The sequence below is a fragment of the Phenylobacterium sp. genome (genome assembly GCF_036264965.1).
Classification (GTDB): Bacteria; Pseudomonadota; Alphaproteobacteria; order Caulobacterales; family Caulobacteraceae; genus Phenylobacterium.
Map to the genome: position 1 here is coordinate 1 of NZ_DATAPY010000077.1, position 23078 is coordinate 23078.

At 69.6% G+C, this 23078-nt stretch carries 22 protein-coding genes; 10 read left to right on the forward strand and 12 right to left on the reverse strand.

From position 1 onward, the window contains the following. The coding region (locus VHS75_RS10240; protein ID WP_329638515.1) for a class I adenylate-forming enzyme family protein at nt 1-1536 on the forward strand (1536 nt) is incomplete at its 5' end. Between the two features lie 7 nt (nt 1537-1543). Then, complete coding sequence (locus tag VHS75_RS10245; protein WP_329638516.1) at nt 1544-2272, forward strand: TlyA family RNA methyltransferase; 729 nt, start codon at nt 1544-1546, stop codon at nt 2270-2272. 75 nt (nt 2273-2347) lie between these two features. On the opposite strand, the gene VHS75_RS10250 is transcribed toward VHS75_RS10245, so the two are convergent. After that, nucleotides 2348-2995: a glycine zipper 2TM domain-containing protein gene (locus VHS75_RS10250; RefSeq protein WP_329638517.1), complete on the reverse strand. Its 648-nt coding sequence runs from the start codon at nt 2993-2995 to the stop codon at nt 2348-2350. Between the two features lie 145 nt (nt 2996-3140). On the opposite strand from VHS75_RS10250, the gene VHS75_RS10255 reads away from it, so the two are divergent. Together VHS75_RS10255 and VHS75_RS10260 are read left to right on the forward strand one after the other, a co-directional pair. Then, nucleotides 3141-4433, forward strand: a complete 1293-nt coding sequence (locus tag VHS75_RS10255) for a class I SAM-dependent RNA methyltransferase (RefSeq protein ID WP_414694278.1) — start codon at nt 3141-3143, stop codon at nt 4431-4433. A 20-nt stretch (nt 4434-4453) separates the two neighbouring features. After that, on the forward strand, nt 4454-5458 hold the full coding sequence (locus tag VHS75_RS10260; RefSeq protein ID WP_329638536.1) for an LLM class flavin-dependent oxidoreductase: 1005 nt from the start codon (nt 4454-4456) through the stop codon (nt 5456-5458). 166 nt (nt 5459-5624) lie between these two features. Here the strand turns inward: VHS75_RS10260 and VHS75_RS10265 are convergent, their stop codons facing one another. Both VHS75_RS10265 and VHS75_RS10270 read right to left on the reverse strand, forming a co-directional pair. Continuing rightward, nucleotides 5625-6710 (reverse strand): PA0069 family radical SAM protein, encoded by a 1086-nt coding sequence (locus tag VHS75_RS10265; RefSeq protein ID WP_329638518.1) that lies wholly within the window; start codon nt 6708-6710, stop codon nt 5625-5627. 339 nt (nt 6711-7049) lie between these two features. After that, nucleotides 7050-8075 (reverse strand): SMP-30/gluconolactonase/LRE family protein, encoded by a 1026-nt coding sequence (locus VHS75_RS10270; protein ID WP_329638519.1) that lies wholly within the window; start codon nt 8073-8075, stop codon nt 7050-7052. 97 nt (nt 8076-8172) lie between these two features. On the opposite strand from VHS75_RS10270, the gene VHS75_RS10275 reads away from it, so the two are divergent. Then, nucleotides 8173-8613, forward strand: coding sequence for a hypothetical protein (locus tag VHS75_RS10275; RefSeq protein ID WP_329638520.1), 441 nt, complete (start codon nt 8173-8175; stop codon nt 8611-8613). Here the strand turns inward: VHS75_RS10275 and VHS75_RS10280 are convergent. From VHS75_RS10280 to VHS75_RS10300, 5 genes are all read right to left on the reverse strand, one after another. Continuing rightward, the gene (locus tag VHS75_RS10280) at nt 8548-10173 is read right to left on the reverse strand and encodes a lytic transglycosylase domain-containing protein (protein ID WP_329638521.1); all 1626 of its coding nucleotides are present in this window, start codon (nt 10171-10173) and stop codon (nt 8548-8550) included. The genes VHS75_RS10275 and VHS75_RS10280 overlap by 66 nt on opposite strands. A gap of 142 nt (nt 10174-10315) precedes the next feature. Then, on the reverse strand, nt 10316-11038 hold the full coding sequence (locus VHS75_RS10285) for an SDR family oxidoreductase (RefSeq protein WP_329638522.1): 723 nt from the start codon (nt 11036-11038) through the stop codon (nt 10316-10318). Nucleotides 11039-11049: 11 nt separating this feature from the next. Next, nucleotides 11050-11871: a uracil-DNA glycosylase gene (locus tag VHS75_RS10290; protein ID WP_329638523.1), complete on the reverse strand. Its 822-nt coding sequence runs from the start codon at nt 11869-11871 to the stop codon at nt 11050-11052. Nucleotides 11872-11910: 39 nt separating this feature from the next. After that, on the reverse strand, nt 11911-13029 hold the full coding sequence (locus VHS75_RS10295; RefSeq protein ID WP_329638524.1) for a class I SAM-dependent methyltransferase: 1119 nt from the start codon (nt 13027-13029) through the stop codon (nt 11911-11913). Between the two features lie 97 nt (nt 13030-13126). Beyond that, nucleotides 13127-14263, reverse strand: a complete 1137-nt coding sequence (locus VHS75_RS10300; protein WP_329638525.1) for a zinc-binding dehydrogenase — start codon at nt 14261-14263, stop codon at nt 13127-13129. A gap of 125 nt (nt 14264-14388) precedes the next feature. On the opposite strand from VHS75_RS10300, the gene VHS75_RS10305 reads away from it, so the two are divergent. Further along, nucleotides 14389-15006, forward strand: a complete 618-nt coding sequence (locus VHS75_RS10305; RefSeq protein ID WP_329638526.1) for a DUF938 domain-containing protein — start codon at nt 14389-14391, stop codon at nt 15004-15006. Here VHS75_RS10305 and VHS75_RS10310 read toward each other — a convergent pair. Further along, a complete protein-coding gene (locus VHS75_RS10310) occupies nt 15003-15167 on the reverse strand; it encodes a hypothetical protein (protein WP_329638527.1) in 165 nt (54 codons plus the stop codon). The two genes, VHS75_RS10305 and VHS75_RS10310, sit on opposite strands and share 4 nt — an antisense overlap. A gap of 13 nt (nt 15168-15180) precedes the next feature. Continuing rightward, a complete protein-coding gene (locus tag VHS75_RS10315; RefSeq protein ID WP_329638528.1) occupies nt 15181-15600 on the reverse strand; it encodes a hypothetical protein in 420 nt (139 codons plus the stop codon). A 110-nt stretch (nt 15601-15710) separates the two neighbouring features. Between VHS75_RS10315 and VHS75_RS10320 the strand changes: the two genes are divergently transcribed. Beyond that, nucleotides 15711-16181: a VOC family protein gene (locus tag VHS75_RS10320; protein ID WP_329638529.1), complete on the forward strand. Its 471-nt coding sequence runs from the start codon at nt 15711-15713 to the stop codon at nt 16179-16181. A 111-nt stretch (nt 16182-16292) separates the two neighbouring features. Here the strand turns inward: VHS75_RS10320 and VHS75_RS10325 are convergent, their stop codons facing one another. Beyond that, nucleotides 16293-17507, reverse strand: a complete 1215-nt coding sequence (locus VHS75_RS10325; RefSeq protein WP_329638530.1) for an SGNH/GDSL hydrolase family protein — start codon at nt 17505-17507, stop codon at nt 16293-16295. A 113-nt stretch (nt 17508-17620) separates the two neighbouring features. On the opposite strand from VHS75_RS10325, the gene VHS75_RS10330 reads away from it, so the two are divergent. The 3 genes from VHS75_RS10330 to VHS75_RS10340 all read left to right on the forward strand — a co-directional run bounded on the left by VHS75_RS10330 (nt 17621) and on the right by VHS75_RS10340 (nt 21969). Beyond that, nucleotides 17621-19294, forward strand: a complete 1674-nt coding sequence (locus tag VHS75_RS10330) for an electron transfer flavoprotein-ubiquinone oxidoreductase (RefSeq protein WP_329638531.1) — start codon at nt 17621-17623, stop codon at nt 19292-19294. Nucleotides 19295-19360: 66 nt separating this feature from the next. Further along, on the forward strand, nt 19361-21079 hold the full coding sequence (locus VHS75_RS10335) for a tetratricopeptide repeat protein (protein ID WP_329638532.1): 1719 nt from the start codon (nt 19361-19363) through the stop codon (nt 21077-21079). 2 nt (nt 21080-21081) lie between these two features. Continuing rightward, nucleotides 21082-21969 (forward strand): 4-(cytidine 5'-diphospho)-2-C-methyl-D-erythritol kinase, encoded by an 888-nt coding sequence (locus VHS75_RS10340; protein ID WP_329638533.1) that lies wholly within the window; start codon nt 21082-21084, stop codon nt 21967-21969. A 61-nt stretch (nt 21970-22030) separates the two neighbouring features. Here the strand turns inward: VHS75_RS10340 and VHS75_RS10345 are convergent. Continuing rightward, on the reverse strand, nt 22031-23078 hold a 1048-nt coding region (locus VHS75_RS10345), incomplete at its 5' end, for an ammonium transporter (protein ID WP_329638534.1).

The window sequence follows — 23078 nt, forward strand, 5'->3', positions numbered from 1 at the left end:
TACGTCGCCTTTGGCAAGGCGGTGGCCGCCTTCGCCCATGAGCTGAAGTTCCAGGGGGTGGAAAAGGGCGATCGGGTGGCCCTGGCTATGCGCAACCTGCCCGAATGGCCGGTGGCCTTCTTCGCCGCCACCAACCTGGGCGCCATCGTCACGCCGCTGAACGCCTGGTGGACGGGGCCGGAGCTCGAATACGGCCTGGTCGATTCCGGAACCAAGGTCGCCATTCTCGACGCCGAGCGCTTCGAGCGGCTGACCGAACACCTGCACAACTGCCCGGACCTGAAGCGGGTCTATGTCTCCAGGGCGGCCGAGGAGATCGCCCACCCCCTGATCGCACGGCTTGAGAGCGTGATCGGGACCACGAGCGACTGGGCCGCCCTGCCCGCCAGTGAACTGCCGCCCGTCGAGCTGGAGCCCGACGACGACGCCACCATTTTCTATACCTCCGGCACCACCGGAAAGCCCAAGGGCGCCCTGGCCACGCAGCGGGGCGTGAACTCCAACATCTTCACCGCCGGCGCGGCGGGCGCGCGCGCCTTCCTGCGCCGCGGCGAGGCGCCGCCCGCGCCCGACCCGACCGGGCCGCAGCGCTCGTCGCTGATCTCGGTGCCGTTCTTCCATGTCACTGGCTGCATGGCGGTCTTGAACCCCAGCCTCTTCGGCGGCGCCAAGCTGGTGATGATGCACAAGTGGGACGTGATCCGCGCCTTCGAGCTGATCGAGCGCGAGAAGATCCAGTCGGCCGGCGGGGTGCCGACGATCGCCTGGCAGTTGATCGAGCATCCGGCCCGCGCCGATTATGACCTGTCGTCCCTGGAGTCGGTGGCCTACGGCGGCGCGCCCTCGGCGCCCGAGCTGGTGCGGCGCCTGCGCGAGACCTTCCCCAAGTCGCAGCCTGGCCAGGGCTGGGGCATGACCGAGACCTGCGCCACGGTCACCTCCAACGCCGCCGAGGACTACACCAACCGCCCCGACAGCTGCGGTCCGGCCGCGGCGGTCTGTGAGCTGGAGATCCGCGATCCGGCGGACGGGGTCACCGTCCTGCCGCCGGGTCAGGTCGGCGAACTGTGGGCCAAGGGGCCGATGGTCGTGAAGGGCTACTGGAACAAGCCCGAGGCCACCGCCCAGACCTTCGTCGACGGCTGGGTGCGCACCGGCGACCTGGCCAAGCTCGACGAGGAGGGCTTCTGCTTCATCATCGACCGGGCCAAGGACATGCTGATCCGCGGCGGCGAGAACATCTACTGCGTGGAGGTGGAGAACGCCCTCTACGACCACCCCGCGGTGATGGACGCCGCCGTCGTCGGCATCCCACATCGCACCTTGGGGGAGGAGCCCGGCGCGGTGGTCACCCTGAAGCCCGGGATGCACGCGACGGAGGACGAACTGCGCGCCCACGTCGCCGAGCGCATCGCCGCCTTCAAGGTGCCGGTCGTGATCAAGTTCTGGCATGAAGTCCTGCCGCGCAACGCCAACGGCAAGATCATGAAGAACGAGCTGAAGAAGCTGTTCGAAGACGAGAAGGCTTCGGTCTAGAGACGGCATGAAGACCCGCGCCGACCTCCTGCTGGTCGCGCGCGGCCTGTTCGAAAGCCGCGCCAAGGCCCGCGCCGCCATCGAGGCCGGTGGGGTCATGGCCGACGGCAAGCCGGTGTTGAAGCCCGCGGAAATGCTGGACGAGGACGCGATGATCGAGGCCACGGCCGCGCATCCGTGGGTCGGGCGCGGGGCCTTGAAGCTTGAACACGCCCTGGGCCTCTGGCCGGTCGCGGTCGAGGGCCGCGTCGTGCTGGATGTCGGCGCCTCGACCGGCGGCTTCACCGAGGTCTGCCTGGCGGCGGGCGCGCGGCGCGTCTACGCGGTCGACGTGGGGCGCGGCCAGCTGCACGCCAGCCTGACGGACGATCCGCGGGTGGTCGGGCTGGAGGGCGTCGACGCGCGGGCGCTGACCGCCGCCGAGATCCCGGAGCCGCCGCAAATCGTCGTCTGCGATGTGAGCTTTATCGGTCTGGCGAAGGCCCTGCCGACGGCCTTGGCGCTCGCGGCGCCGGGCGCCGACCTGATCGCCCTGGTCAAACCGCAGTTCGAAGTCGGGCCGGAGCGGGTGGGCAAGGGCGGTCTGGTCAAGGACGAAGGCGCGCGAGCCGAGGCCCTGGCGGACGTGAAGCGCTTCCTGGAAGGCTTCGGCTGGACCGTTCAAGCGACCGACGAGAGCCCGGTGGAAGGCGGCGACGGGAACCGCGAATACCTGCTCTGGGCGCGCAAGGCCTGAGGGCCAAAGAAAAGGGCCGCCCGCGGCAATGCAGGCGGCCCAGGCGTAGCCAGCAACCGCCGGCGACAGATGAGCTTAGTCGACGACGCGGTAGCGGCCTCGATAGTCCGGGCAGACGTGGACGATGCGGCGGTCGACGCGGCCGTCGGGGAAGTAGATCGGGCTTTCCGCGACCGTGCAGCCGTCCGGACCGACACGCTCTTCGACGACCCGGTAGCGGACGCCATGGCGACCGTAGACGAACACCGCTTCACGCGGGGCGTAGTAGCCCGGCGGCGGGGGCGGCGGCGCATAGTAGGCGCCATAGGCCGGCGGAGGCGGCGGCGGGCCGGGCTGATAGCCTTGCTCATAGCCTTGGGGCGGAGGCGGCGGGCCGGCGTCGGCGTCCGGGCCGGGCTCGTAGCCTCGGGGCGGCGGCGGGGCGTCGGTGCAGGCCGCGGTCTTGTGGCCGATGACCGCGCCGGCGATGGCGCCGAGCGCGCCGCCGAGCAGCGAGCCATCCGTGCGGTGTCCGCCGGCCGCCAGCTGCGAGCCGATCACCGCGCCGCCGGCCCCGCCGATCAGGGCGCCGGCCACGCCGCGGCCATTGGCGTCGCGCTGGCAGGGGTCATAGTTGTTATAGGCCGGTCCGGGCTGGGCGGAGGCCGCGGCCGCCGCGCCCAGAGCCAGGAGGCCGACCGTTGCGGCGACGCAGCCCTTGGCGAAGGTCGAAGACTTGGTCATGGGTATCCCTCTCTCGAATCTTTGCAGCGGCCCTTGGGCAGCTTCGAGGACCCTTTTCGCCCAGCCAAGCTGAACAGATTTTGAGCGGGCCGTTCATTTTCGTTCATCTTGCATACCGCCGTCGCGCGAGGACGCCCGTCCGACCATGAGACCGCCGCCGCGACACCGCCGCGCCCAGACCAGGCCAGCCCGTCCCGCAGGGCCGGCGGTTGAGCTCACCATCGACACGCTGGGCGGGGAGGGCGACGGCATGGCGCCTGGGCCGGCGTTCGTGCCCTTCACCCTGCCGGGCGAGCGGGTGCTGGCGATGGGCGCCGGCGAACGGCGGGAGCTGATCGAGGTGCTGCAGGCCAGCGCCGAGCGGGTCGTTCCGCCGTGCCCGCACTTCGGGACCTGCGGCGGCTGCGCCCTGCAGCATTGGGACCGTGCGCCGTATCTGGCGTGGAAGGTCGAGCGGCTGGCCGGAACCCTGGCGCGCCAGCAGATCGACACCGAGATCCTGCCGCCGTTCGCCGCCCAGCCGGGCACGCGCCGCCGCGTCGCCCTGCACGCGCGGCGCGGGAGCCGGGACGCCGCCAAGCTCGGCTACAAGGCGCGCAAGTCCTGGGATCTGGTGGACATCACGGCCTGCCCAATCAGCGACCCGGCGATCGTGGCGGCGATCCCGGCGCTGAAACGCCTCGCCGCGCCGCTGTTCGAGCATCCGAAGTCCGCGCCGACGCTGCATGTGACGCTGACCGCCAGCGGTCTCGAAATCGACATCTCCGGCGTGGAGCGGAAGTCCGGCGGCCTCTCCGCCGACGCGCGCGTTCTGCTGGCCGAGCGGGCGGCGGAAGCCGACTTCGCCCGGGTGACGATCGACGGCGAGGTCGCCTACCAGGCGCGCCAGCCGCAGGTCCACCTTGGGCCCGCTACCGTCGCCCTGCCGCCGGGCGCCTTCCTCCAGGCGACGCCCCAGGCCGAGGCCGCGATGGCGGAGTTCGTGGCGGTGGAGGCGGCCGGCGCGGCGCGCATCGCCGACCTCTACTGCGGCGTCGGCACCTTCACCTTCCGCCTGGCCGGGATCGCGCCGGTCTACGCCTGCGATTTCGCGCCCGAGGCCATCCGCGCGCTCGGCTCCGCCATGGCCAGCGCGCCGGGCCTGCATGGCGTCACCGCCGAGGCCCGCGATCTGGTCCGCCGCCCGGTCCTGGCCGAGGAGCTGAAGAAGACCGACCTGGCCGTCTTCGATCCGCCGCGCGCCGGCGCCGCCGAGCAGACCGCCGAACTGGCGCGCTCCAAGGTCGCGCGCGTCATCGCCGTCTCTTGCAATCCCGCCACCTTCGCCCGCGACGCCCGCACCCTTATCGACGCGGGTTTCGCCCTCGACCGCGTCCTGCCGGTGGATCAGTTCCTCTGGTCGCCGCACATAGAACTTGTGGGTGTGTTCTCCCGCTGAAGGCTCCCCATATGAGCGCGATGGTTCCTCTTTCTGTCCTCGACCTCTCGCCGATCCTCGAAGGCGGCCACGTCGGCCAGTCGCTGCACAACAGCCTCGATCTGGCGCGCAATGCCGAGCGGCTCGGCTACCGGCGCTTCTGGCTCGCCGAACATCACAACATGCCCGGCGTGGCGAGCGCCGCGACTTCGGTGGTCATCGGCCATGTGGCGGCGGGCACCACGACCATCCGGGTCGGCGCCGGCGGCGTCATGCTGCCCAATCACGCGCCCCTGGTGATCGCCGAGCAGTTCGGCACGTTGGAAGCGTTGTTTCCGGGGCGGATCGACCTGGGCCTCGGCCGCGCGCCGGGCTCCGACCAGCTGACGGCGCGGGCGCTGCGCCGCACGCTCGCCGGAGATGTCGACCGCTTCCCGCAGGATGTCGTCGAGCTGATGCACTACTTCCAGCCGGCTCAACCCGGCCAGACGATCCAGGCGGTGCCGGGCGCCGGCCAGGACGTGCCCATCTGGATCCTGGGCTCCAGCCTGTTCGGCGCGCAGCTTGCCGGCGCCCTGGGCCTTCCCTTCGCCTTCGCCTCGCACTTCGCCCCGGCGCAGATGGACGAGGCGCTGGAGCTCTACCGCCACCGCTTCGAGCCCTCGGCGCAGCTGGACAAGCCCTATGCGATGCTGGGGCTTAACGTCGTCGCCGCCGAGACCGACGCCCAGGCCAAGCATCTCTTCACCTCGCTGCAGCAGGCCTTCCTGAACCTGCGCACCGGCCGGCCCAGCCGGTTGCCCCCGCCGGTGGACGACGTCGAGGAGCGCTTCGCCGCAGCCGGCATGACGCCGGACATGCAAGGCGCGCTCGCCACCGCCGTGGTCGGCGATCCCCAGACTGTCCGCCGCGGCCTCGAGGCCTTCGTCGCCAAACACCGGCCCGACGAGATCATGGTCACCGCCCAGATCTTCGACCACGCCGCCCGCGTGCGTTCCTTCGAGATCGCGGCGGCGGCGCGCGACGAACTTTCGAAGGCGGCCTAGTTCGCACTTCCTTTCCCGCGCAGCGGGAGAGGGGGACCGTTCCCCGAAGAGGGAATGGTGGAGAGGAAAAGCGGCCGCGCCGCGCTCGAGGCTTGCCCTTCCCACCATCGGCTCTCCGCTTCGCTCCGCCGACGGTCCCCTCTTCCCGCGTTGCGGGAAGGGAAGTTCATCCAAACAGGTCGATCTGATCCCCCGCTTTCGGCGCGACGCGGAACAGGCCGAGGTCGAGGGGCGGGAGCTTGCCGGCGATGCCCAGGCGCTGCTTGGCGACGGCGAACCGGCGGGACATGAGGGCGGCGAGGGGGCCTTCGCCCTTCATCCGCTTGCCCCATTGGCTGTCGTAGGTCTTGCCGCCGCGCATCTGGCGCACCAGCGACATCACCCGATTGGCGCGGTCGGGGTGGTCGGTGGCCAGCCACTCCTGGAAGAGGTCGGCGATCTCCATGGGCAGGCGCAGCGCCACGTAGCCCGCGCCGCGGGCGCCGGCCGCTGCGGCGCGCTCCAACACCGCCTCCATCTCGTGGTCGTTGAGGCCGGGGATGGCGGGCGCGAACATCACCACGGTGGGCACGCCGGCGTCGCTGAGACGGCGGACGGCGTCGAGGCGCTTTTCCGGAGTGGCGGCGCGGGGCTCCATGGAGCGCGCCAGCTTGCGGTCCAGCGTAGTGACCGAGATCGCCACGCGCACCAGGTTCCGCTCCGCCATCGGCGCCAGCAGGTCGAGGTCGCGCAGGATCAGACCGGACTTGGAGATGATCGAGAACGGGTGGTTGAAGCGGCTCAGCACCTCGATGATCTGCCGCGTGATCCGCAGGCGGCGTTCCTGCGGCTGATAGGGATCGGTGTTGCCGCCGATGTGGATCACCTCGGGGACGTAAGATCCCTTCGACAGTTCCCGTTCCAGCAGGCGCGCGGCTTCGGGCTTGAAGAACAGCTTGGACTCGAAATCGAGACCGGGCGAGAGGCCCATGTAGGCGTGCGCCGGCCGTGCGTAGCAGTAGATGCAGCCATGCTCGCAGCCGCGGTAGGGGTTGATCGAGGCGGAGAAGCCAACGTCGGGGCTGTCGTTGCGGCTGATGATCACCTTCGCCTTCTCGGGCGTCACGGTGGTGGTCAGTTGCGCCGGCTCAGTGTCATCGGGCGTCCAGCCGTCGTCGAAGGCCTCGCGGGCCTCCGCCTCATAGCGGCCGCTGGTGTTGGTCCGCGCGCCACGGCCACGGACGGCGGTGATCTGCTGAGTGAAGGTGGTCACCCATCAACGCTAGGCGGCAAAATAGAACATAACAAGAACATTTTGCTTGCCCATATCTGATCGAAGCGGTAGCAGAATGTGCGGCCCCGTATTCGGCGGTCGGGCGGGGAGCGGGCCCCTTGGGCTTGTAGTTCAATGCGCGCTCTGGACGCCGAACACTATTGGATACCCGGATGCGTGGATCTATCAGACCACCGCGAAAGGCCTCGAGCGTGTCGACTATGAAGACACGGACCACTTTCAGGTGACGCGCAACTTTCTCAATCGACGGCAGATGTTCCTCGACATCCTGCTGTCCGAGGACTGATCCCGGCGAGCCGTGATTGCAGAGCTTGGGATCTACGCCGAATAGGCCGGTTTCAGGCCCGGGTAGGGCCAGCGCACCTTGACGATCCGGCTGAGGCCCGAGGAGGTCACCCAGGTATCGCGCATGTCCGCGCCGCCGAACGCCAGGTTGGTGGTCATCGGGTCGTCGAACTGGATGAACTCCGTCCCGCCAGTGGCGTCGAAGATGCTGATCCCGCCGGCGATCAGGGTGCAGACGCAGACGCGACCGTCGGCCAGCACCTTCAGGCTGTCGGCCACCGAACGCTCGCGCAGGTTGGCGTGGGCGGCGTTCGGGTAGGAGGTCGAAGGGCCGAGCTCGCCCGGGGCCTTGATGTCGAAGGTCCAGAGCTGGCGGCCCTCGCTGACGTGCAGCTGCTTGCCGTCCGGCGACAGGCCGATGCCGTTGGGGGCGTTCATGCCGCCCTTCGCCTGGCGGATGCCCTTGCCGTCGGCGCGGGCGTAGTAGATTCCGGCGTCGCCCTTCACCTTGCCGTAGTCGCTGATCCACATGCCGCCGTGGTGATCGAAGACCAGGTCGTCGGGCGCCACCAGCCGCTTGCCGTCGCAGCTGTCGTAGAGCGTGATGGCCTTGCCGGTCCTGAGGTCGATCTGCTGGATCGAGCCGCCGATGTGGTCGGGTGGGACCGCGCCTGGATAGTTGAAGGCGCCGCGCTTGTTGAAGCTGAACCGGCCGCCGTCATTGGCGACGTAGAGCGCCTTGTCGGGGCCGACCGCCAGGCCGTTGGGGCCGCCGTCGAGCTGGGCGACCAGGGTGACGGTCCCATCGGGCTTCAGGCGGCTGACCTGTTTGGCCTCGATCTGCACAAACAGCACCGAACCGTCGTTCATCACTACGGGCGCCTCGGGGAAATGCAGGCCGCTCGCCATTGTCGTCATCGCCAGGGTTGGTGGCGGAAAGGTGGGCGGCGGTGGGGCAGGGCGCGGCGCGGGTGGAGTGGGCGCGGCGGGCTCTTGGGCGAACGCGAAGCCGGGCAGCGCCAGCAGCGGCGCAGCAGACAGAAGGGTGCGACGGTGCATTGATTTCCCCCGGGTCTCTTATTTTGCCCTAGCGTCGGACATCCGACGCCATCTGTCGACGGTTGACGTTCAGCGCCAACGCAGGGCTTCTGGCGCGATGCTGAGTGTGATTGTCGAGACCGCCGACGCCGGCGACCGGTTGCCGGCGCTGTTGGCCGCCCTGACCTCGGCGGCGGTCGAGGGGCTGGTCCGCGAGGTGCTGATCGCCGGTGGCGGCCCGCCGGAGCTGCTGGCGGTGCTGCGCGAGGAGACCGGGGCGGAGCTGGCCGACGATCTGGCGGCAGGTCTGCAGGCGTCGCGGTCGGATCGGCTGCTGGTCGTGCCGGCGAAGATCCGGCTGAAGCCCGGCTGGCTGGAGCTGCTGGCCAAGCACCTGCACAGCGGTGGCGGCGACGCCCTGCTGATCGGCGAGGGCGGTTTTTTCGGCGAGAAGCCGTTTGGCGTGCTGATCGGGCGCGGGCCGGCGGTCGCCCTAGCGCATCCCGACCTGAAGCGTCTGCGAGGCCAGCTGGGTCGCGGGGCGGTTCGGCTGGCCTAGATAGTCGAGACGTTCGTCAGCGGGGTGTCCGCCGCCGGCCAAGGCGTCGAGGCTGGGCGAGGCCTGGCCCCACATCTTTCGATAGGTCCAGTATCCGGTCATCACCCGCTGGACGTAGGCGCGGGTTTCCTGTGCGGGGAGGCATTCCATCAGGAGCAGGCCGTCGGCTTCCGGACCCAGCAATTGGGCTGTCTTGAGCACCGGGCCCGGTCCGGCATTGTAGGCGGCGACGGCCCGGATCAGGTCGTGGCCGACGCCCTTTTCCAGCAGCCAGGTGAAATAGTCCTGGCCGACCCGCAGGTTGAAGGCGGGATCGAGCAGCGGCGTCGCGTCGTGCTTGAGCCTGTCGTCGCCGGCGGCCAGGGCGGCGGAGGCCGGCATCACCTGCATCAGGCCCGTGGCGCCCACCGGCGAGACCGCCTGCGGGTTGAAGCGGCTTTCCTGGCGGACCACGGCGTAGACCAGGGCCTTATCGAGGGTGAAACCGTAGGCCGGGGTCAGCTCCGGCGTCGGATAGTCGAGGTCGGCGCTGCGCGGCGGGCTGGCCCGGTCGGCGAGCGAGGTCCCCATGGCCAGCGTCAGGGCCTTCCAGCGGGCCTGGTCGGCGCCGGTGCGGGCGAGGGCCATGCCGGCGCGCAGTTCCTGGATGGCGTCGGAGCCGCGGCCGATCTGCGCCAGGGCGGCGGCGCGGTGGGCGCGCGCGTCGGTGGCGACGAAGCTGGCGAGATCGACGCTGGCCTGGCCGCCAGCCGGCACGGTGTAGGCGGCCAGCAGCAGGCGCGCCAAGGGATCATCGGCGGCGGCGACGCTGGCCAGGTCGGCGAGCTTCAGCTGCCGGGCGGCAAGCATGCCGTAGAAGGTCTCGCCGTTGCGGGCCGCCACCTGAAGATACTGCGCGGAGCCGGAGATGTCGTTCTGCGCCTGGGCCGAGCGGGCGGCCCAGAAGGCGGCGGCGGCCTGCAGCCAGGCGTCGCATTCGCCGTCTCGGGCGAGGTCGGCGAAGCTGGCGCGGGCGTGGTCGTAGTCCTTCAGGCGATAGGCCGCGAGGCCGGCGATCCAGCGGTCACCCGAGGCGGTCGCCAGCGTCAGCGCGCGCTTGGCGTCGCCGGAGAAAAAGGCCTCGCGGCCGCGGCGGGCCTTTTCGGAAAGCTGCGGATTGGCGATCTGCGGCCCGTCGCCCATGGCCATCGGCCGTGGGCCGGCGTCGGCGGTCGGGTCGGTCTTGCGCTTGGAGGCCAGGGCGAAGATGCGGTCGGCCACCGGCAGGTCGCGGAACTTGCCCAGCCAGGCGGAGAGCTCGTCGAAGGCGGCCACGTGGGCCGTCGGGTGCATCAGCTCGTGGAAGCTCAGATAGCCGTCGAGCGAGTGATCCTTGACCGCCGCGCTCTGCATCTGGGCGTCGATGAAATCGCCGCGCTCGGTAGCGTCGAAGGCCGCCGAATAGGCGCGGGCGTCGTCGCTCGACAGCGCCGTCGGCGCTTCCGCCGCGGCGGCCCCGGCGATGGAGGCGGAGCAGGCAAAGGCTATGGCCCCGGCCCGCAGGCGCTTCTTCAGCGTCATGCCGTCTCTTTCCGCGCGTACCCTTATGGCGTGGGCGGTGCGCAGTCCTCTTCTCGAAGTCCCCGACGCTAAGGGTTATGCGGGACCGTCCGGCCGATCAACCCCAAACGGGCCTCAAGAGTGGATTGGCCGCAGGGCGGCCTCAGGTCAGCATCAGCCCGCCGTCCACCACCAGGACCTGCCCGGTCGTGAAGCCGCCCTTCATCAGATAGACGTACGCCTGCGCCACCTCGGCGGGATCGCCGCCCTTTGGCACAGGAAACCGCTGGGTCATCTTGGCCAGGCGCTCAGGCGGTGTGCCGCTCCAGACTTCGGTGAGGATAAGGCCCGGGCAGACAGCGTTGACGCGGATCGGCGCGAGGTCGACCGCCAGACCCTTGGCCAGGTGTTCGATCGCGGCGCCGAAGGCCGACGACAGGGGGCGACCCTTTATCGGCCGGTGGGTCATGGTCCCGTCGGTCAGGGTGATCGAGCCCTTCGGCGATAGGCGCGGCAGGGCGTGCTTGATGGTCCTGAGCGCGCCCCAGAAGCGCACCTCCATGCTCGCTGCCGCAGCGGTGAAATCGAGTTCGGCGATCGCGCCGGTCGGGGTCCGATCCCAGTCGCCGGCGGTGTAGGCGAGGTGATCGAAGGCGCCCACATCGGCCAAGAACGCCTGAACGCTGGTCTCATCGCGGACATTGATCGCTGCGCCCGATGCGGCCTGTCCGAGCCTGGCCACGGCCGCCTCAACCTTGTCGGCGCTGCTGGAGCCGATCACCACCCTCGCGCCCTCGGCCAAGGCGGCTTCCGCGACGGCGAAACCGATGCCGGAGCTGCCGCCGATGATGACGATGCGTTGGTCGCGAAGGGTCGGAACGGGCATGGCGGGCGTCCTTAGGGTGCGGGGCGTTCGGGTCGGTCCAGCCGTTCGGTGAGCGTCAGAAGGTCGGCCCAGGCGCGTTTCTTGGCCGCTGGTTGGCGCAGCAAGAAGGCCGGATGCAGGGTCGGCAAGGCCGGTAACTCGATGGCGCCGTTGGCCGAGCGCCACTCGTGCCAGCGCCCACGCATGGACAGGATCCCCTCGTCCTTCTTGAGCATCGCCTTGGCCGAGGCGCCGCCGACCAGCAGCAGCATCTTCGGGTTCGCCAGCGCGATGGCGCGCTCGACGAAGGGCGCGCAGACGGCCTGTTCGGCCGGCGTCGGGGTACGGTTGCCGGGTGGGCGCCAGAAGACGGTGTTAGTGATCATCACCCGGCCGGTCAGGCCGGCGGCGGCGAGCATCTTGTCCAGCAGCTGGCCGGCGCGGCCGACGAAGGGCTGGCCCTGGCGATCTTCGTCCTGGCCGGGGCCTTCGCCGATCACCATCAGCGGGGCGGCGGCCTCGCCGCGCCAGACCACGGCCTGCGAGGCCGCGCCCTCGAACTTCAGTGGGCAGCCGTCGAAGCCGGCGATGGCGGCGGAGAGCGCCTCCAGACTGTCGGCGGCGGCCGCCAACGCTTGGGCCTGGGCGACCGCGGCGGAAACGTCGGGCTGGGCCGGACGGGCCGACGAGGCCGCCGGCGCAGCGGCGGGCGCTTTGCGCGCCGCGGGTTGTGGCGGGGCGATGCGCCCGGCGGCGATCCGGTCGATGGGGTCGTCCAGCGACATGGCGTCGACGCCGGCATCGGCCCAGAAGGCCAATAGGGACTCTGCGATGGGATCGGCGACGGGGCTCACGCGCAAGTCTTGGCCGCCCGGCGCGGAATTGTCCAAGGGCTAGACGATCCGCAGCCAGAAGCTGGCGCCGTAGAGGTCGAGCTCGGCCATCGGGCCCTTGCGGAACAGGCTGTCGCCGTGCGCGGCGAGGTCGGGGTCGCGGCCGACATACCAGCAGGGGAACAGGATCTCGAACCGCGCCGCGCCGAACAGCAGGGCCGTGGCCAGGAGGTACTGTTCGTTCCAGAGGCGGTGCAGGTGCCCGGAGATATAGTCGTAAGGCAGGTAGATGTCGTGGATGTGGACGATCACCCCGGGCTTCAGCCGGGGCAGAATCTCCAGGAAGAAGACGGTGACGTCCGAGCCCTGGAAACTGCGGTGCGAGGAGTCGAGGAAGAAGATGTCGCCGGGTTCGAGCACATCGAACATCTCCGGCGGACATTGTTCCAGCGGCTTTCGGATAACCTGGTCGCAGAGTTGGTCGATCTGATTGCGCGGTTGCGGATCGATCGAGATCAGGCGCGTGCGCAGGTCGTAGGCCTTGACCGCGCGGCGGGCGAACTTGGTGGAGACGCCCGAGCCGATCTCCACGAAGCGGGCCGGGTTCAGGGATTTCAGGAATCCGGTCAGGGCGATGGCGTCGAGGGCGGTGAACCAGGAGTTCAGCCAGAAGGGCGTCGGCGTGTCGTAGCGTCCGCCCAGCGGCACGTCGGCGAAATCGGGCTGCAGAGGGCCCCAGCCGGTGAGCAGGTCGTGGTAGCGCTGCCGGCCCTCGCCGATGATGCCGGCGAGCTCGGGGTGGGCAGGGCGGCCGGCGCCGTAGCGGATCTCCGCGCGATAGGGATAATCGACGAGCTTGAAGTCGTGCGAGCCCAGCTCGGTGCAGAACACCTGGGCGCCGAGCGGCGGGGCCGAAAAATTGGGCGGCTGCGCGGCCAGCGCGCGGGCATAGGCCTCTTCGGCGGCCTCGGCCCGGCCCGCATCGCGCAGAGCCACGGCGAGGTCGGCCCAGGCCCTGGCGTTGCCGCCGTCCTGCTCGGCCGCGGTGGCGATGGCCGCGATCCCCTCGTCGCGCCGGCCCAGCTTGAACAGCGCGATGCCGTGCAGCCGCCGGGCCGTGAGGTTGCCGGGCTGAGCCGCCAGGACCTCGCGCAGCGTGATCTCGGCGTGATTGACCAAGTGCGAGCGAAGCCAATCAATGGCTTGATTCAGCTTGGCTTCCATCGGACTGGGAACGGCGGACGCGGACATGAGGTGAGCGGCGGGAGATCGTCCGCTAGAGGCCCTTGTTGGGGTTGATCAGGTACTTCTCGCCAGTGGTCTTCCTGTTGTAGGCGGCGGCGACCTTCGGATCGAGCGCCTCGGCCAGGCCGATCTCCGCGGTGTAGTGACTGGCGAAAGTGGTCTTCAGCTCGTCGGCGACGCGCTGGCGCAGCTTCTGGGCCTCGGCGGCGCCGATCTTCATCAGGAACGGCGTCAGGAGCCAGCCGCCCAGGCCCCAGGCCATGCCGTAGCTGCGGGCGAGTTCCGTCGGGGCGGTGTTCAGGCCGCCGTAGATGTAGACCTGCTTGTGCACGGAGGAGCCGTAACGGCTGTAGACCGTGGCCCGCTGGTTGATGGCGACCTCCATGCAGCCGAGGATCTGGCCGGCCAGCTTGCCGCCGCCGATGGCGTCGAAGGCCAATGTCGCGCCGGTGTCGGCCAGCGCCTTGGTCAGGTCGTCGAGGAAGGTTGGCGAGGTCGAATCCACCACATGGGTCGCGCCGATGTCGGTGAGGATGTGCGCCTGCTCGCGGCTGCGCACGATGTTGACCAGGGCCACGCCGTCCTTGAGGCAGATCTTGTTGAGCATCTGGCCGAGGTTGGACGCCGCGGCGGTATGGACCAGCGCGGTGTGGCCCTCGGTGCGCATGGTGGCGACCATGCCCAGCGCCGTCAGCGGATTGACGAAGCAGGAAGCGCCGTCGGCGGCGGTCGCGCCGGCTGGTAGCGGCAGGACATCAGCGGCCTTCAGCGTGCGGTACTGGGCGTACATGGCCCCGCCGATGCCGGCGACGGTCTTGCCCAGGAGCGCTTGAGCGGCGGGATCGGAGCCGGCGGCCACCACCGTTCCGGCGCCCTCGTTGCCGACCGGCAGGGACTGGTCGACGCGGCCCGCCATGGCCCGCATCAGCTGCGGCGGGACGGTGGCGGTCAGGGTGGGGCCTGAGCCGGCCTTGGCGGTGGACAGGTCGGCAGCGCCCAAGAGAAGGCCCAGGTCCGACGGGTTGATCGGCGAGGCCTCAATGCGGACCAGCACCTCGTCCGGCGCCGGATCGGGGATGTCGACCTTCGCCAGGGAGACTTCCAGCTCACCGCTCGCCTTGATCAGGGAACGCAGCTGCAGGCCGGAGCCCGGATTGCCGTTGGCCATGGTTGTCATCCTCATCCCGTCGTTGAAGCGGGCGCACAGAACCGCTTTGTCGGCCCGCGAGCAACACAGAAGCCGTGGCGGCGCGATCAGCAGCGCTGGGCGGCGTTCCGGTCTAGGGTCGTGGCATGCATGACAACGTCCCCGACGGCGCCCGGACCTCGCCCTCAACCGCGCGCAACCGCGAGCCGATCCTGGAGGCGCTAGGGCCGCGATTGCCGCGGCGCGCGCGGGTGCTGGAAGTGGCGAGCGGGGCAGGCGAGCATGCGGTCTTCATCGCCACGGCCTTGCCGGATGTGCGCTGGCAGCCGACGGACCGCGATGACGAGGCCCTGGTCAGTGCACGGGCCTGGCAGGCCGCGTCGGGCCTCCGGAACCTCACCGCGCCGATCCGGCTCGACGCGGCGGACCTGACGTCATGGCCTGCGGGGCCGTTCGAGGCGATGGTCTGCATCAACATGGTCCACATCTCGCCCTGGGCGGCGACGGAAGGCCTGATGACCGGCGCGGCGCGAGTGCTGACGCCGGGCGGACGGCTGTTCCTGTATGGGCCCTACATCGAGGCTGAGGTGGAGACCGCGCCCAGCAACCTGGCCTTCGACGCCAGCCTGAAGGGCCGCGATCCGGCCTGGGGTCTGCGCGACCTGGCGGAGGTCAAGGCGCTGGCGGCGGCGAACGGCCTGAGGTTCGCCGAGCGCATCGCCATGCCGGCGAACAACCTGATCGTGGTGTTCGAGAAAGCTTAGGGTTTCAGGTCGGGGCGCGAGGCCAGGAAGGCGGCCTTTTCGGCGGCGGTCAGCACCTTGGCCTTCTTCTGGCGCGAGACCTTGGGCGTCGGCGGCGCATAGACCCCAGTCGGCGGAGACCCGCCCTTAAGGTCGGAGAGGCGCTTGGGCGGGGGCTTCATGCGGTTCGGCGTCCTAGCGTTTGCGGAAGCGTTTGGCTTCGGCCGCCAGGGACGCGCTCCAGGGATCGGGGCGGTCGTCGTCCGGCAGGAAGGGCAGCGAGCCGGCGACGCCGCGGATGGCGAGCCAGAGCTGCTGGTTGAAATGGCCCAGCACGCGCAGCGGCCGGCGCTTGTCGTCGGTGACGTCCCAGCCCTCGGCCTCGAAGGCGGCGACCTGTGCCGGGATCGGCAGGCGCTCGGGCTTGTTCCAGCCGGCGGGCCGGGTGACGTCCTCGGCCTCCTCGGCGGTGAGGCCGAAGTTCCTGGCCGAGCATTCGTCGAGCTCGGGATATTCGGCGCGGGCCTCGGGCTCGGCGAAGTCGCGCTTCAGGATCGCGCGGTACTCGAGGTCGTTGACCCCGGGCAGGTCGATCAGGCGGCGTAGGCGCTCCATCAGGCTGGCCTATCGCGCTTCGCGGGCTTTAGGTTGGAAAAAAGCGCCCGACCCTGTCGGATCGGGGCGCGGTCGATCGTTCTTCGGGTGGAGACGACAAGGAGCACCCCATGCCGAAGATCCACCCCTTCCTGTGGTTCCGCGACCAGGCGGTCGAGGCCGCGAAGTTCTACGTCTCGGTCTTCCCCAATTCGAAGATCCTAGGCGATCAGGCCAAGACCGACGGCGCGCCGGGGGTGCTGGCCATCGACTTCGAGCTGGACGGCCAGCGGGTCACGGCCCTGAATGGCGGCGACTACTTCACGCTCAGCGAGGCCTTTTCCTTCTTCATCGATTGCCAGGATCAGGCGGAGGTCGACCACTATTGGGAAAAGCTGCTGGACGGCGGCGCGCCCATGCAATGCGGCTGGCTGAAGGACCGCTTCGGTCTCACATGGCAGGTCGTGCCGAAACAGCTCTTCGAAACTATCTACGGCCCCGACCCCGCCGGCCGCGAACGGGCGACCGCGGCCATGATGGAGATGGTCAAGCTCGACGTCGCGAAGCTGGAAGCCGCCTACGCGGGTCGCGACGCCGCCTAGACCCTGTCCTGGCTGACTTGGACCAAGTCAGCCAGGAAAGAACAGAGTCGTCGCCTATATCTGGAGCCCTTCTTGTCCGCTCAGGTTGATCCAACCTGAGTGGGAAGGGCTCTAGCGGAACAGCTTGAGATCGACGGTGTCGCCCATCACCCGGTAGCCGGCGTCGTTGGGGTGCAGCCAGTCGCCGGATTGCCACTCGGCGCGCATGCGCTCCGGTTTGGCGGGGTCGCGCAGGGCGGCGTCGAAGTCGATGACGCCGTCGAACTCGCGGCCGGTGCGGATCCAGGCGTTGATCTTCTGGCGGACGGTCTCGCCGGGCGCGCTGAAATAGTTCGCGCCGCCATAGGGGACGATCGTCGCGCCGATCACCTTCAGCCGGTGCGCATGAGCGCGGGCGATGATCTGGCGATAGCCGGCGATCATGGCTTCGGCGCTGGGCGCGGGCTTGGTCATGCCCAGATCGTTGACGCCTTCCAGCACCACCACATGCGTCGCGCCTGGGACTGACAGGACGTCGCGGTCGAACCGGGCCAGGGCGCTCTGGCCGAAAACGGCGATCAGGCCGTCGCTCAGAACGCGATTGCCGCCGATGCCGGCGTTGACCACGCCGAAGGCTCTGGCCGGCTCGTGCGGCATCAGACGCCGCGCCAGAACGTCGGGCCAACGGCGGTCGCCGCCGACCGTGGACTGGAAGCCGTCGGTGATCGAGTCGCCGAACGCCACGATGACCGGCGCGGGCGCAACCTGCGTCTCGACATCCACCTCGGTCAGGAAGGCCCGGTACTGCGCCTGTCCGGATGGCGCGGGCAGATCGGCGCGGGTGGTGTCGCCCGGCGCGACCTGGACAATCTCCAGGCCGCTCATGTGGCAGGTGCAGCCCGCGGTGTCGTGCGGCAGGAAAAGGCTGACCCGCAGGCGGCCCAGGGCCTTCGTGGGCAGGGCGACAGGATCGCTGAGCAGCGGCGCCCCGGCGGGAATGATGGCGGTTTGGGCGCCGGAAAAGGTCACCGCCCGGTCGCTGCCGGGGATGGCGGTCCCGTCCGGCCGGGCCAGGGCGACGCGCGCGCCGCCGATGTCCAGGTCATGGGCGCCATATTCGTTGCTGAGCCGCAGCCGCAAGCGGGAGCCGCCGGCGCTCAGGCGCACGATCTGGATGACGGTCTGATTGTTGAAGCTGGGGGTGGTCGGGAAGCGCGCGCCCACGGCGGAGGCAGCGGCCATCGGCGGGGCCGGCGAGGCCCCCCAGCTTCCGACCCACCGCCCGCCGGCGGCTTGCGCCTGTGACGCGACGAGGGCGATTGCGCACGCGAGGGTGGCCAGACGCATGATTTTCTTCCCCAACCCGGCGTCACCCGCCGCTTTCGGCGCATGGTTCTTGCTTGACCGCCGCCGTGTGACATTCCGATAAGTCGGGCCAGGGATCAACGGAGCGCCGGGGCATGAGCGAACAGGTCGAACGCGAGGCGATGGAATATGACGTCGTCATCGTCGGCGCGGGGCCGTCGGGCCTGTCGGCCGCGATCCGCCTGAAGCAGCTGGCCGCGGCGGCCGGCGCCGAGATCACCGTGGCCGTCCTGGAGAAGGGCTCCGAGGTCGGGGCGCACATCCTGTCCGGGGCTGTGATCGATCCCAAGGGCATCTCCGAGCTGTTTCCCGATTGGAAGGCGATGGGCGCGCCGCTGGAGACGCCGGTCACCGAGGACAAGTTCGTGCTGCTGGGCCCGCAGGGGTCGGCCTCGCTGCCGATGTTCGCCATGCCTGGCCTGATGCACAACCACGGCAACTACATCGCCTCGCTGGCCAACATTTGCCGCTGGCTGGGTCAGCAGGCCGAGGCCCTCGGCGTTGAGGTCTATCCGGGCATGGCGGCCTCCGAAGCCGTGTTCGACGAGGCCGGCGCGCTGAAGGGCGTCGTCGCCGGCGTGTTCGGCATCGACAAGACCGGCGCCAAGGGGCCCGACTACCAGCCGGGCATCGAGCTCCACGGCAAGTACGTCTTCATCGGCGAGGGCGTGCGCGGGTCGCTGTCCAAGCAGCTGCGCGCGAAATACAGCCTGGCCGAGGGCGCCGATCCCGAGAAGTACGGCATCGGCCTGAAGGAGATCTGGCAGGTGCCGGACGCCGTCTTCCGGCCGGGCCTGGTGCAACACACGGTGGGGTGGCCCCTGGAGGATTCCACCGGCGGCGGCAGCTTCCTCTATCACTTCGGCGACAACTACGTGTCCGTCGGCTTCGTGGTGCACCTGAACTACAAGAACCCGTGGCTTTCGCCGTTCGACGAGTTCCAGCGGTTCAAGACCCACCCGGAGATCGCCAAATATCTGGCAGGCGGCAAGCGCATCGCCTACGGCGCCCGCGCCATCAGCGAAGGCGGGCTCCAATCCGTCCCCAGGCTCTATTTCCCGGGCGGCGTGCTGCTCGGCGACAGCGCCGGTTTCGTGAATGTCCCGCGGATCAAGGGCAGCCACAACGCCATGAAGAGCGGCATGATGGCCGCTGAGGCCGCCTATGCGGCCATCCAGGCCGGTCGCGCGCGGGACGACCTGGTGGAATACGAAGCGGCCTATCAGGCGTCCTGGATGTGCAAGGAATTGCACACCGCACGCAACTTCAAGCCGATCCTGACCAAGTTCGGGACGCTTCTGGGCGGGGCGCTCGGCATGTTCGACCTGTGGTGCACGAGCCTGCTCGGCGGCTTCTCGTTCTTCGGGACGATGCACCACGGCAAGTCCGACGCCGACTCCACCGGGCTCGCGAAGGACTATAAGCCGATCGTCTATCCCAAGCCGGACGGGGTGCTGTCGTTCGACAAGCTCACCAGCGTCTTCTTGTCGAACACCAACCACGACGAGAACCAGCCGGCGCACCTGAAGCTCAGCGATCCGGCGGTTCCGATCTCGATCAACCTGCCGAAGTTCGGGGAGCCGGCGCGGCTCTACTGCCCGGCCGGGGTCTACGAGGTGCTTTACGACGACAAAGGCGAGAACCCGAAGTTCCAGATCAATTTCCAGAACTGCGTCCACTGCAAGACCTGCGACATCAAGGACCCGTCGCAGAACATCAACTGGACGACGCCTCAAGGCGGCGACGGGCCCAACTATCCGAACATGTGACCGTGCGTAGGGTTTGCGACAGTAGGGCGCCTTGCCGTGGCCATCCTTAGAGCCGAAGGTCCGCCCATGCGCCTAGCCCAATTGCTCACCGCCGCCGCTCCTCTGGTCCTGTTGGCCGCCTGCGCCACGGGGCCTGGCGGCATGACCTCGGCGACGACCGCCGGCTCGTCCACGGCCGCTGAACAGATGGCCAGCGCGTCGTCCTACGGCAAGTTCCTGGCCGGCGAACAGGCGCTGAACAACGGCCGCTCCGCGGAGGCGGCGAAGTTCTTCGACCAGGCGCGGCTGGCGACTGGCGATCCGATGATCGCCGAGCGCGCCTTCACCGCCGCGCTGCTGGCCGGCGACATCCAGAAAGCCGCTGTGCTGGCGCCCACTGGCGAGGGGGCCAGCGAAGGCGCCAAGCGGCTAGGCAAGCTGGTGGTGGCTGTCGAAGCGATGGCCGACGGCAAGGGCAAGGAAGCGCTGACCCTGCTCAACGATCCGGGTATCGGCCTGCAGCAGAAACCCGCGGCGGCGCTGCTGGCGCCCTGGGCGGCGGCGCAGGCCGGCGATACGGAAGCCTCGATCGCCCGGCCTTCGGTGCGCGGCGACCGGCTGGTGGACTATTTCGGGCAGCTCGCCCAGGGCGCGCTGTTCGAGCGCGCCAAGCGCTATGACGAGGCGGAGACCGACTTCAAGGCGGTGGTCTCGGTGGAACAGCCGACCGAGATGGCGGTGCGCTCCTACGGCGCCTTCCTGGAGCGGCGCGGCCGCCGCGTCGACGCGCTGGCGCTCTATGGCGACTATCTGGCCCACGAGCCAGACTCGATCGCCGTGAAGGCCGATCAGGCCCGGGCCTCCGCGGGCAAGACCACCCCGCCGCTGCCGACCCTCCGCGAGGGTGCGGCCCAGGCGATGCTGGCCCCAGCGGCGACCATGATCGGCGCCAAGCAGACCCAATTGGCGCTGATCTATCTACGGCTGGTGCTGCGCCTCGATCCGGGCCGTGACGAGGCCTGGGTGATGGTCGGCGACCTGATGGCCGGCTCCGGCGACACCGAGTCTGCGCGCGTGGCTTACGGCCACCCGAAGCCCGGCTCGATGGAATATTCAACCGCCCAGGCCAAGCTCGCCTGGACCTACCAGGGCGCTGACGACAAGGAGACCGCGCTGAAACTGGCCCGCGCGGCGGCGGCCGGCGGCGACACCGATGCGCGGGTCACGCTCGCCGACCTGCTGCGTTCCGACGAGCAGTACGCCGAGGCGGCCAAGGTGCTGGACGGGCTGATCGCGGAGTCGAAGACGCCGGACTGGCGGCTGCTCTATTCGCGCGGCGTCACCAACGAGCGGCTGAACAAATGGCCCGCCGCCCAAGTTGACCTGCAGGCGGCGCTGGCGGCGCATCCTGACGAGCCGGAGCTATTGAACTACCTCGGCTATTCCTGGATCGACCGCGGAGAACACCTGACCGAGGCCATGGCCATGGTCCAGAAGGCCGTAGCCGCCGATCCGCGCTCCGGGGCCATGGTCGACAGCCTGGGTTGGGCTTACTACCGCACCGGCGACTTCAAGCAGGCGGTGGAGAAGCTGGAGCAAGCCGTCGAGCTTGAGGCCGGCGATCCGGAGATCAACAACCACTTGGGCGACGCCTACTGGAAGGTGGGCCGCCGCGACGAGGCGCAGTTCCAGTGGCGGCGTGTGCTGACGCTGAAGCCGGACGACAAGATCAAGGCCAATGCGGAGGCCAAGCTGGCCTCGGGCCTGGGCCCCGATGGGCCGACGCCCAAGCTCGCCGACAAATAGTCATGGGCCGCGTGGCGTTCGCGCCGGCCAAGCTGAACCTCTATCTGCATGTCGGCGCGCCTGACGGCGGCTATCACCCGATCTGCAGCCTGATGGCCTTCGCCGATGTCGGGGACGAGGTCTCCACCTTCAACGCAGAGGCCCTGACCTTGGCGATCGCGGGACCGTTCGGGGCGGGCCTGAGCGGAGGCGACGACAACCTGGTGCTTCGCGCCGCCCGTGCGCTGATCGCGGAGGCCAGGCGCCCGCTAGCGCCGATAGGGATCAGACTGGACAAGCGCCTGCCGGTGGCCTCCGGCCTGGGCGGCGGCTCCAGCGACGCCGGCGCGGCGCTGCGGCTGCTGCGGGGGGCCTTCAGCCTTTCGCTCGGCGATGACCGGCTAGAGGCGCTGGCGGCCTCGCTGGGCTCCGACGGCGCGGCCTGCCTGTGGGGCGCGCCGGCGATCGCGCAGGGCCGGGGAGAGCTGCTCAGCGCCGCGCCCGGCCTGCCGCCGCTGGACGCGGTGCTGGTCAATCCGCGGGTCCCCGTCTCCACGGCCGAGGTCTACCGGCGCTACGACGCGGTCGGGCGGTTCTCCGATGTGACGCCGCCGGCCGCGCCGGACGCTTTCGAAGACGCCGCCGAACTGGCCGGCTGGCTGGCGGGCCTGCGCAACGACCTGGAGGCGCCGGCTATCGCCGTGGCGCCCGCCGTCGGCGCTGTGCTGGAGACCCTGGCGGACGAGCCGGAGACCCTATTGGCCCGCGTATCGGGGTCCGGCGGCACCTGCTTCGCCCTCTGCGCCAGCGACATCGAGGCCGAGAGCCTGGCCGAGCGCCTCGAAGCCATGGCGCCCGACTGGTGGGTGCAGCGCTGCCGCCTGGGCGGCCCCTGGCCGGATCCGGCCTGAACGAAAACGGGGGCCCCGAAGGACCCCCGTTCCGTATTCCCGTTCTCTTCGGGCCTAAGCGTTAGCCGTGCACGATCTCGCCGTGGAGGTTGATGTCGAGACCCTCGACTTCGACCTCTTCGGAGACCCGCAGGCCGATCGTGTACTTGATCACCAGAAGGATCACGAAGGTCACGATCCCGCAGTAGAGGAAGGTCGCGCCGACGTCGTAGAACTGCAGCACCATCTGGTGGGCGTTGCCCTCCAGCAAGCCGCCCTTCGGCGCGCCCGCCGGGTTGATCAGCTTGCTGGCGAACACGCCGGTCAGCAGGGCGCCCAGGGCGCCGCCAACCCCGTGCACGCCCCAGGCGTCGAGGGCGTCGTCGTAGCCGAAGATCTTCTTCACATGGACCGCCGAGATGTAGCAGACCACGCCGGCGGAGAGGCCGATGATCAGCGCCCCCATCGGATTGACGAAGCCGGACGCCGGGGTGATCGCCACCAGGCCCGCGACGGCGCCGGACACCATGCCCAGCACCGACGGCTTCTTGGAGACAACCCACTCGGAGACCATCCAGGCCAGCACCGCAGCGGCGGTGGCGATCTGGGTCGCCGCGGCCGCCATGCCGGCGTTGACGTTGGAGGTCACCGCCGAACCGGCGTTGAAGCCGAACCAGCCAACCCACAGCAGGGACGCCCCGATCACGCTGTAGGCCAGGTTGTGCGGCGCCATGTTCTCGACGCCCAGGCCCTTGCGCTTGCCGAGCATCAAGGCCGCCACAAGGCCCGCGGTGCCGGCGTTCAGGTGAACGACGGTGCCGCCGGCGTAGTCCAGCGCGCCCATGGTGCCGAGCCAGCCGCCGCCCCAGACCCAGTGGGCGATCGGGCAGTAGACGAGCAGCAGCCAGGCGCCCATGAAGGCCAGGAAGGCCGAGAACTTCATGCGGTCGGCCAGCGCGCCGGCGATCAGGGCCGGGGTGATGATCGCGAAGGTCATCTGGAAGAACATGTAGACGCTCTCAGGGATGGTCGCGGCCAGCGAGCTGGTCGAGTTCAATCCCATCGGTCCGAGCAGCAGGTACTTCACCCCGCCGATCCACTTGTTGTTCGCCCCCCCGTCGGTGAAGGCG

Coding starts and splice junctions, on each gene's coding strand:
- VHS75_RS10245 (WP_329638516.1), top strand. CDS start 1,544: ATGAAGACCCGCGCCGACCTCCTGCTGGTCGCGCGCGGCCTGTTCGAA.
- VHS75_RS10250 (WP_329638517.1), bottom strand. CDS start 2,995: ATGACCAAGTCTTCGACCTTCGCCAAGGGCTGCGTCGCCGCAACGGTC.
- VHS75_RS10255 (WP_414694278.1), top strand. CDS start 3,141: ATGAGACCGCCGCCGCGACACCGCCGCGCCCAGACCAGGCCAGCCCGT.
- VHS75_RS10260 (WP_329638536.1), top strand. CDS start 4,454: ATGGTTCCTCTTTCTGTCCTCGACCTCTCGCCGATCCTCGAAGGCGGC.
- VHS75_RS10270 (WP_329638519.1), bottom strand. CDS start 8,075: ATGCACCGTCGCACCCTTCTGTCTGCTGCGCCGCTGCTGGCGCTGCCC.
- VHS75_RS10275 (WP_329638520.1), top strand. CDS start 8,173: ATGCTGAGTGTGATTGTCGAGACCGCCGACGCCGGCGACCGGTTGCCG.
- VHS75_RS10280 (WP_329638521.1), bottom strand. CDS start 10,173: ATGACGCTGAAGAAGCGCCTGCGGGCCGGGGCCATAGCCTTTGCCTGC.
- VHS75_RS10285 (WP_329638522.1), bottom strand. CDS start 11,038: ATGCCCGTTCCGACCCTTCGCGACCAACGCATCGTCATCATCGGCGGC.
- VHS75_RS10300 (WP_329638525.1), bottom strand. CDS start 14,263: ATGGCCAACGGCAATCCGGGCTCCGGCCTGCAGCTGCGTTCCCTGATC.
- VHS75_RS10305 (WP_329638526.1), top strand. CDS start 14,389: ATGCATGACAACGTCCCCGACGGCGCCCGGACCTCGCCCTCAACCGCG.
- VHS75_RS10310 (WP_329638527.1), bottom strand. CDS start 15,167: ATGAAGCCCCCGCCCAAGCGCCTCTCCGACCTTAAGGGCGGGTCTCCG.
- VHS75_RS10315 (WP_329638528.1), bottom strand. CDS start 15,600: ATGGAGCGCCTACGCCGCCTGATCGACCTGCCCGGGGTCAACGACCTC.
- VHS75_RS10320 (WP_329638529.1), top strand. CDS start 15,711: ATGCCGAAGATCCACCCCTTCCTGTGGTTCCGCGACCAGGCGGTCGAG.
- VHS75_RS10325 (WP_329638530.1), bottom strand. CDS start 17,507: ATGCGTCTGGCCACCCTCGCGTGCGCAATCGCCCTCGTCGCGTCACAG.
- VHS75_RS10330 (WP_329638531.1), top strand. CDS start 17,621: ATGAGCGAACAGGTCGAACGCGAGGCGATGGAATATGACGTCGTCATC.
- VHS75_RS10335 (WP_329638532.1), top strand. CDS start 19,361: ATGCGCCTAGCCCAATTGCTCACCGCCGCCGCTCCTCTGGTCCTGTTG.
- VHS75_RS10340 (WP_329638533.1), top strand. CDS start 21,082: ATGGGCCGCGTGGCGTTCGCGCCGGCCAAGCTGAACCTCTATCTGCAT.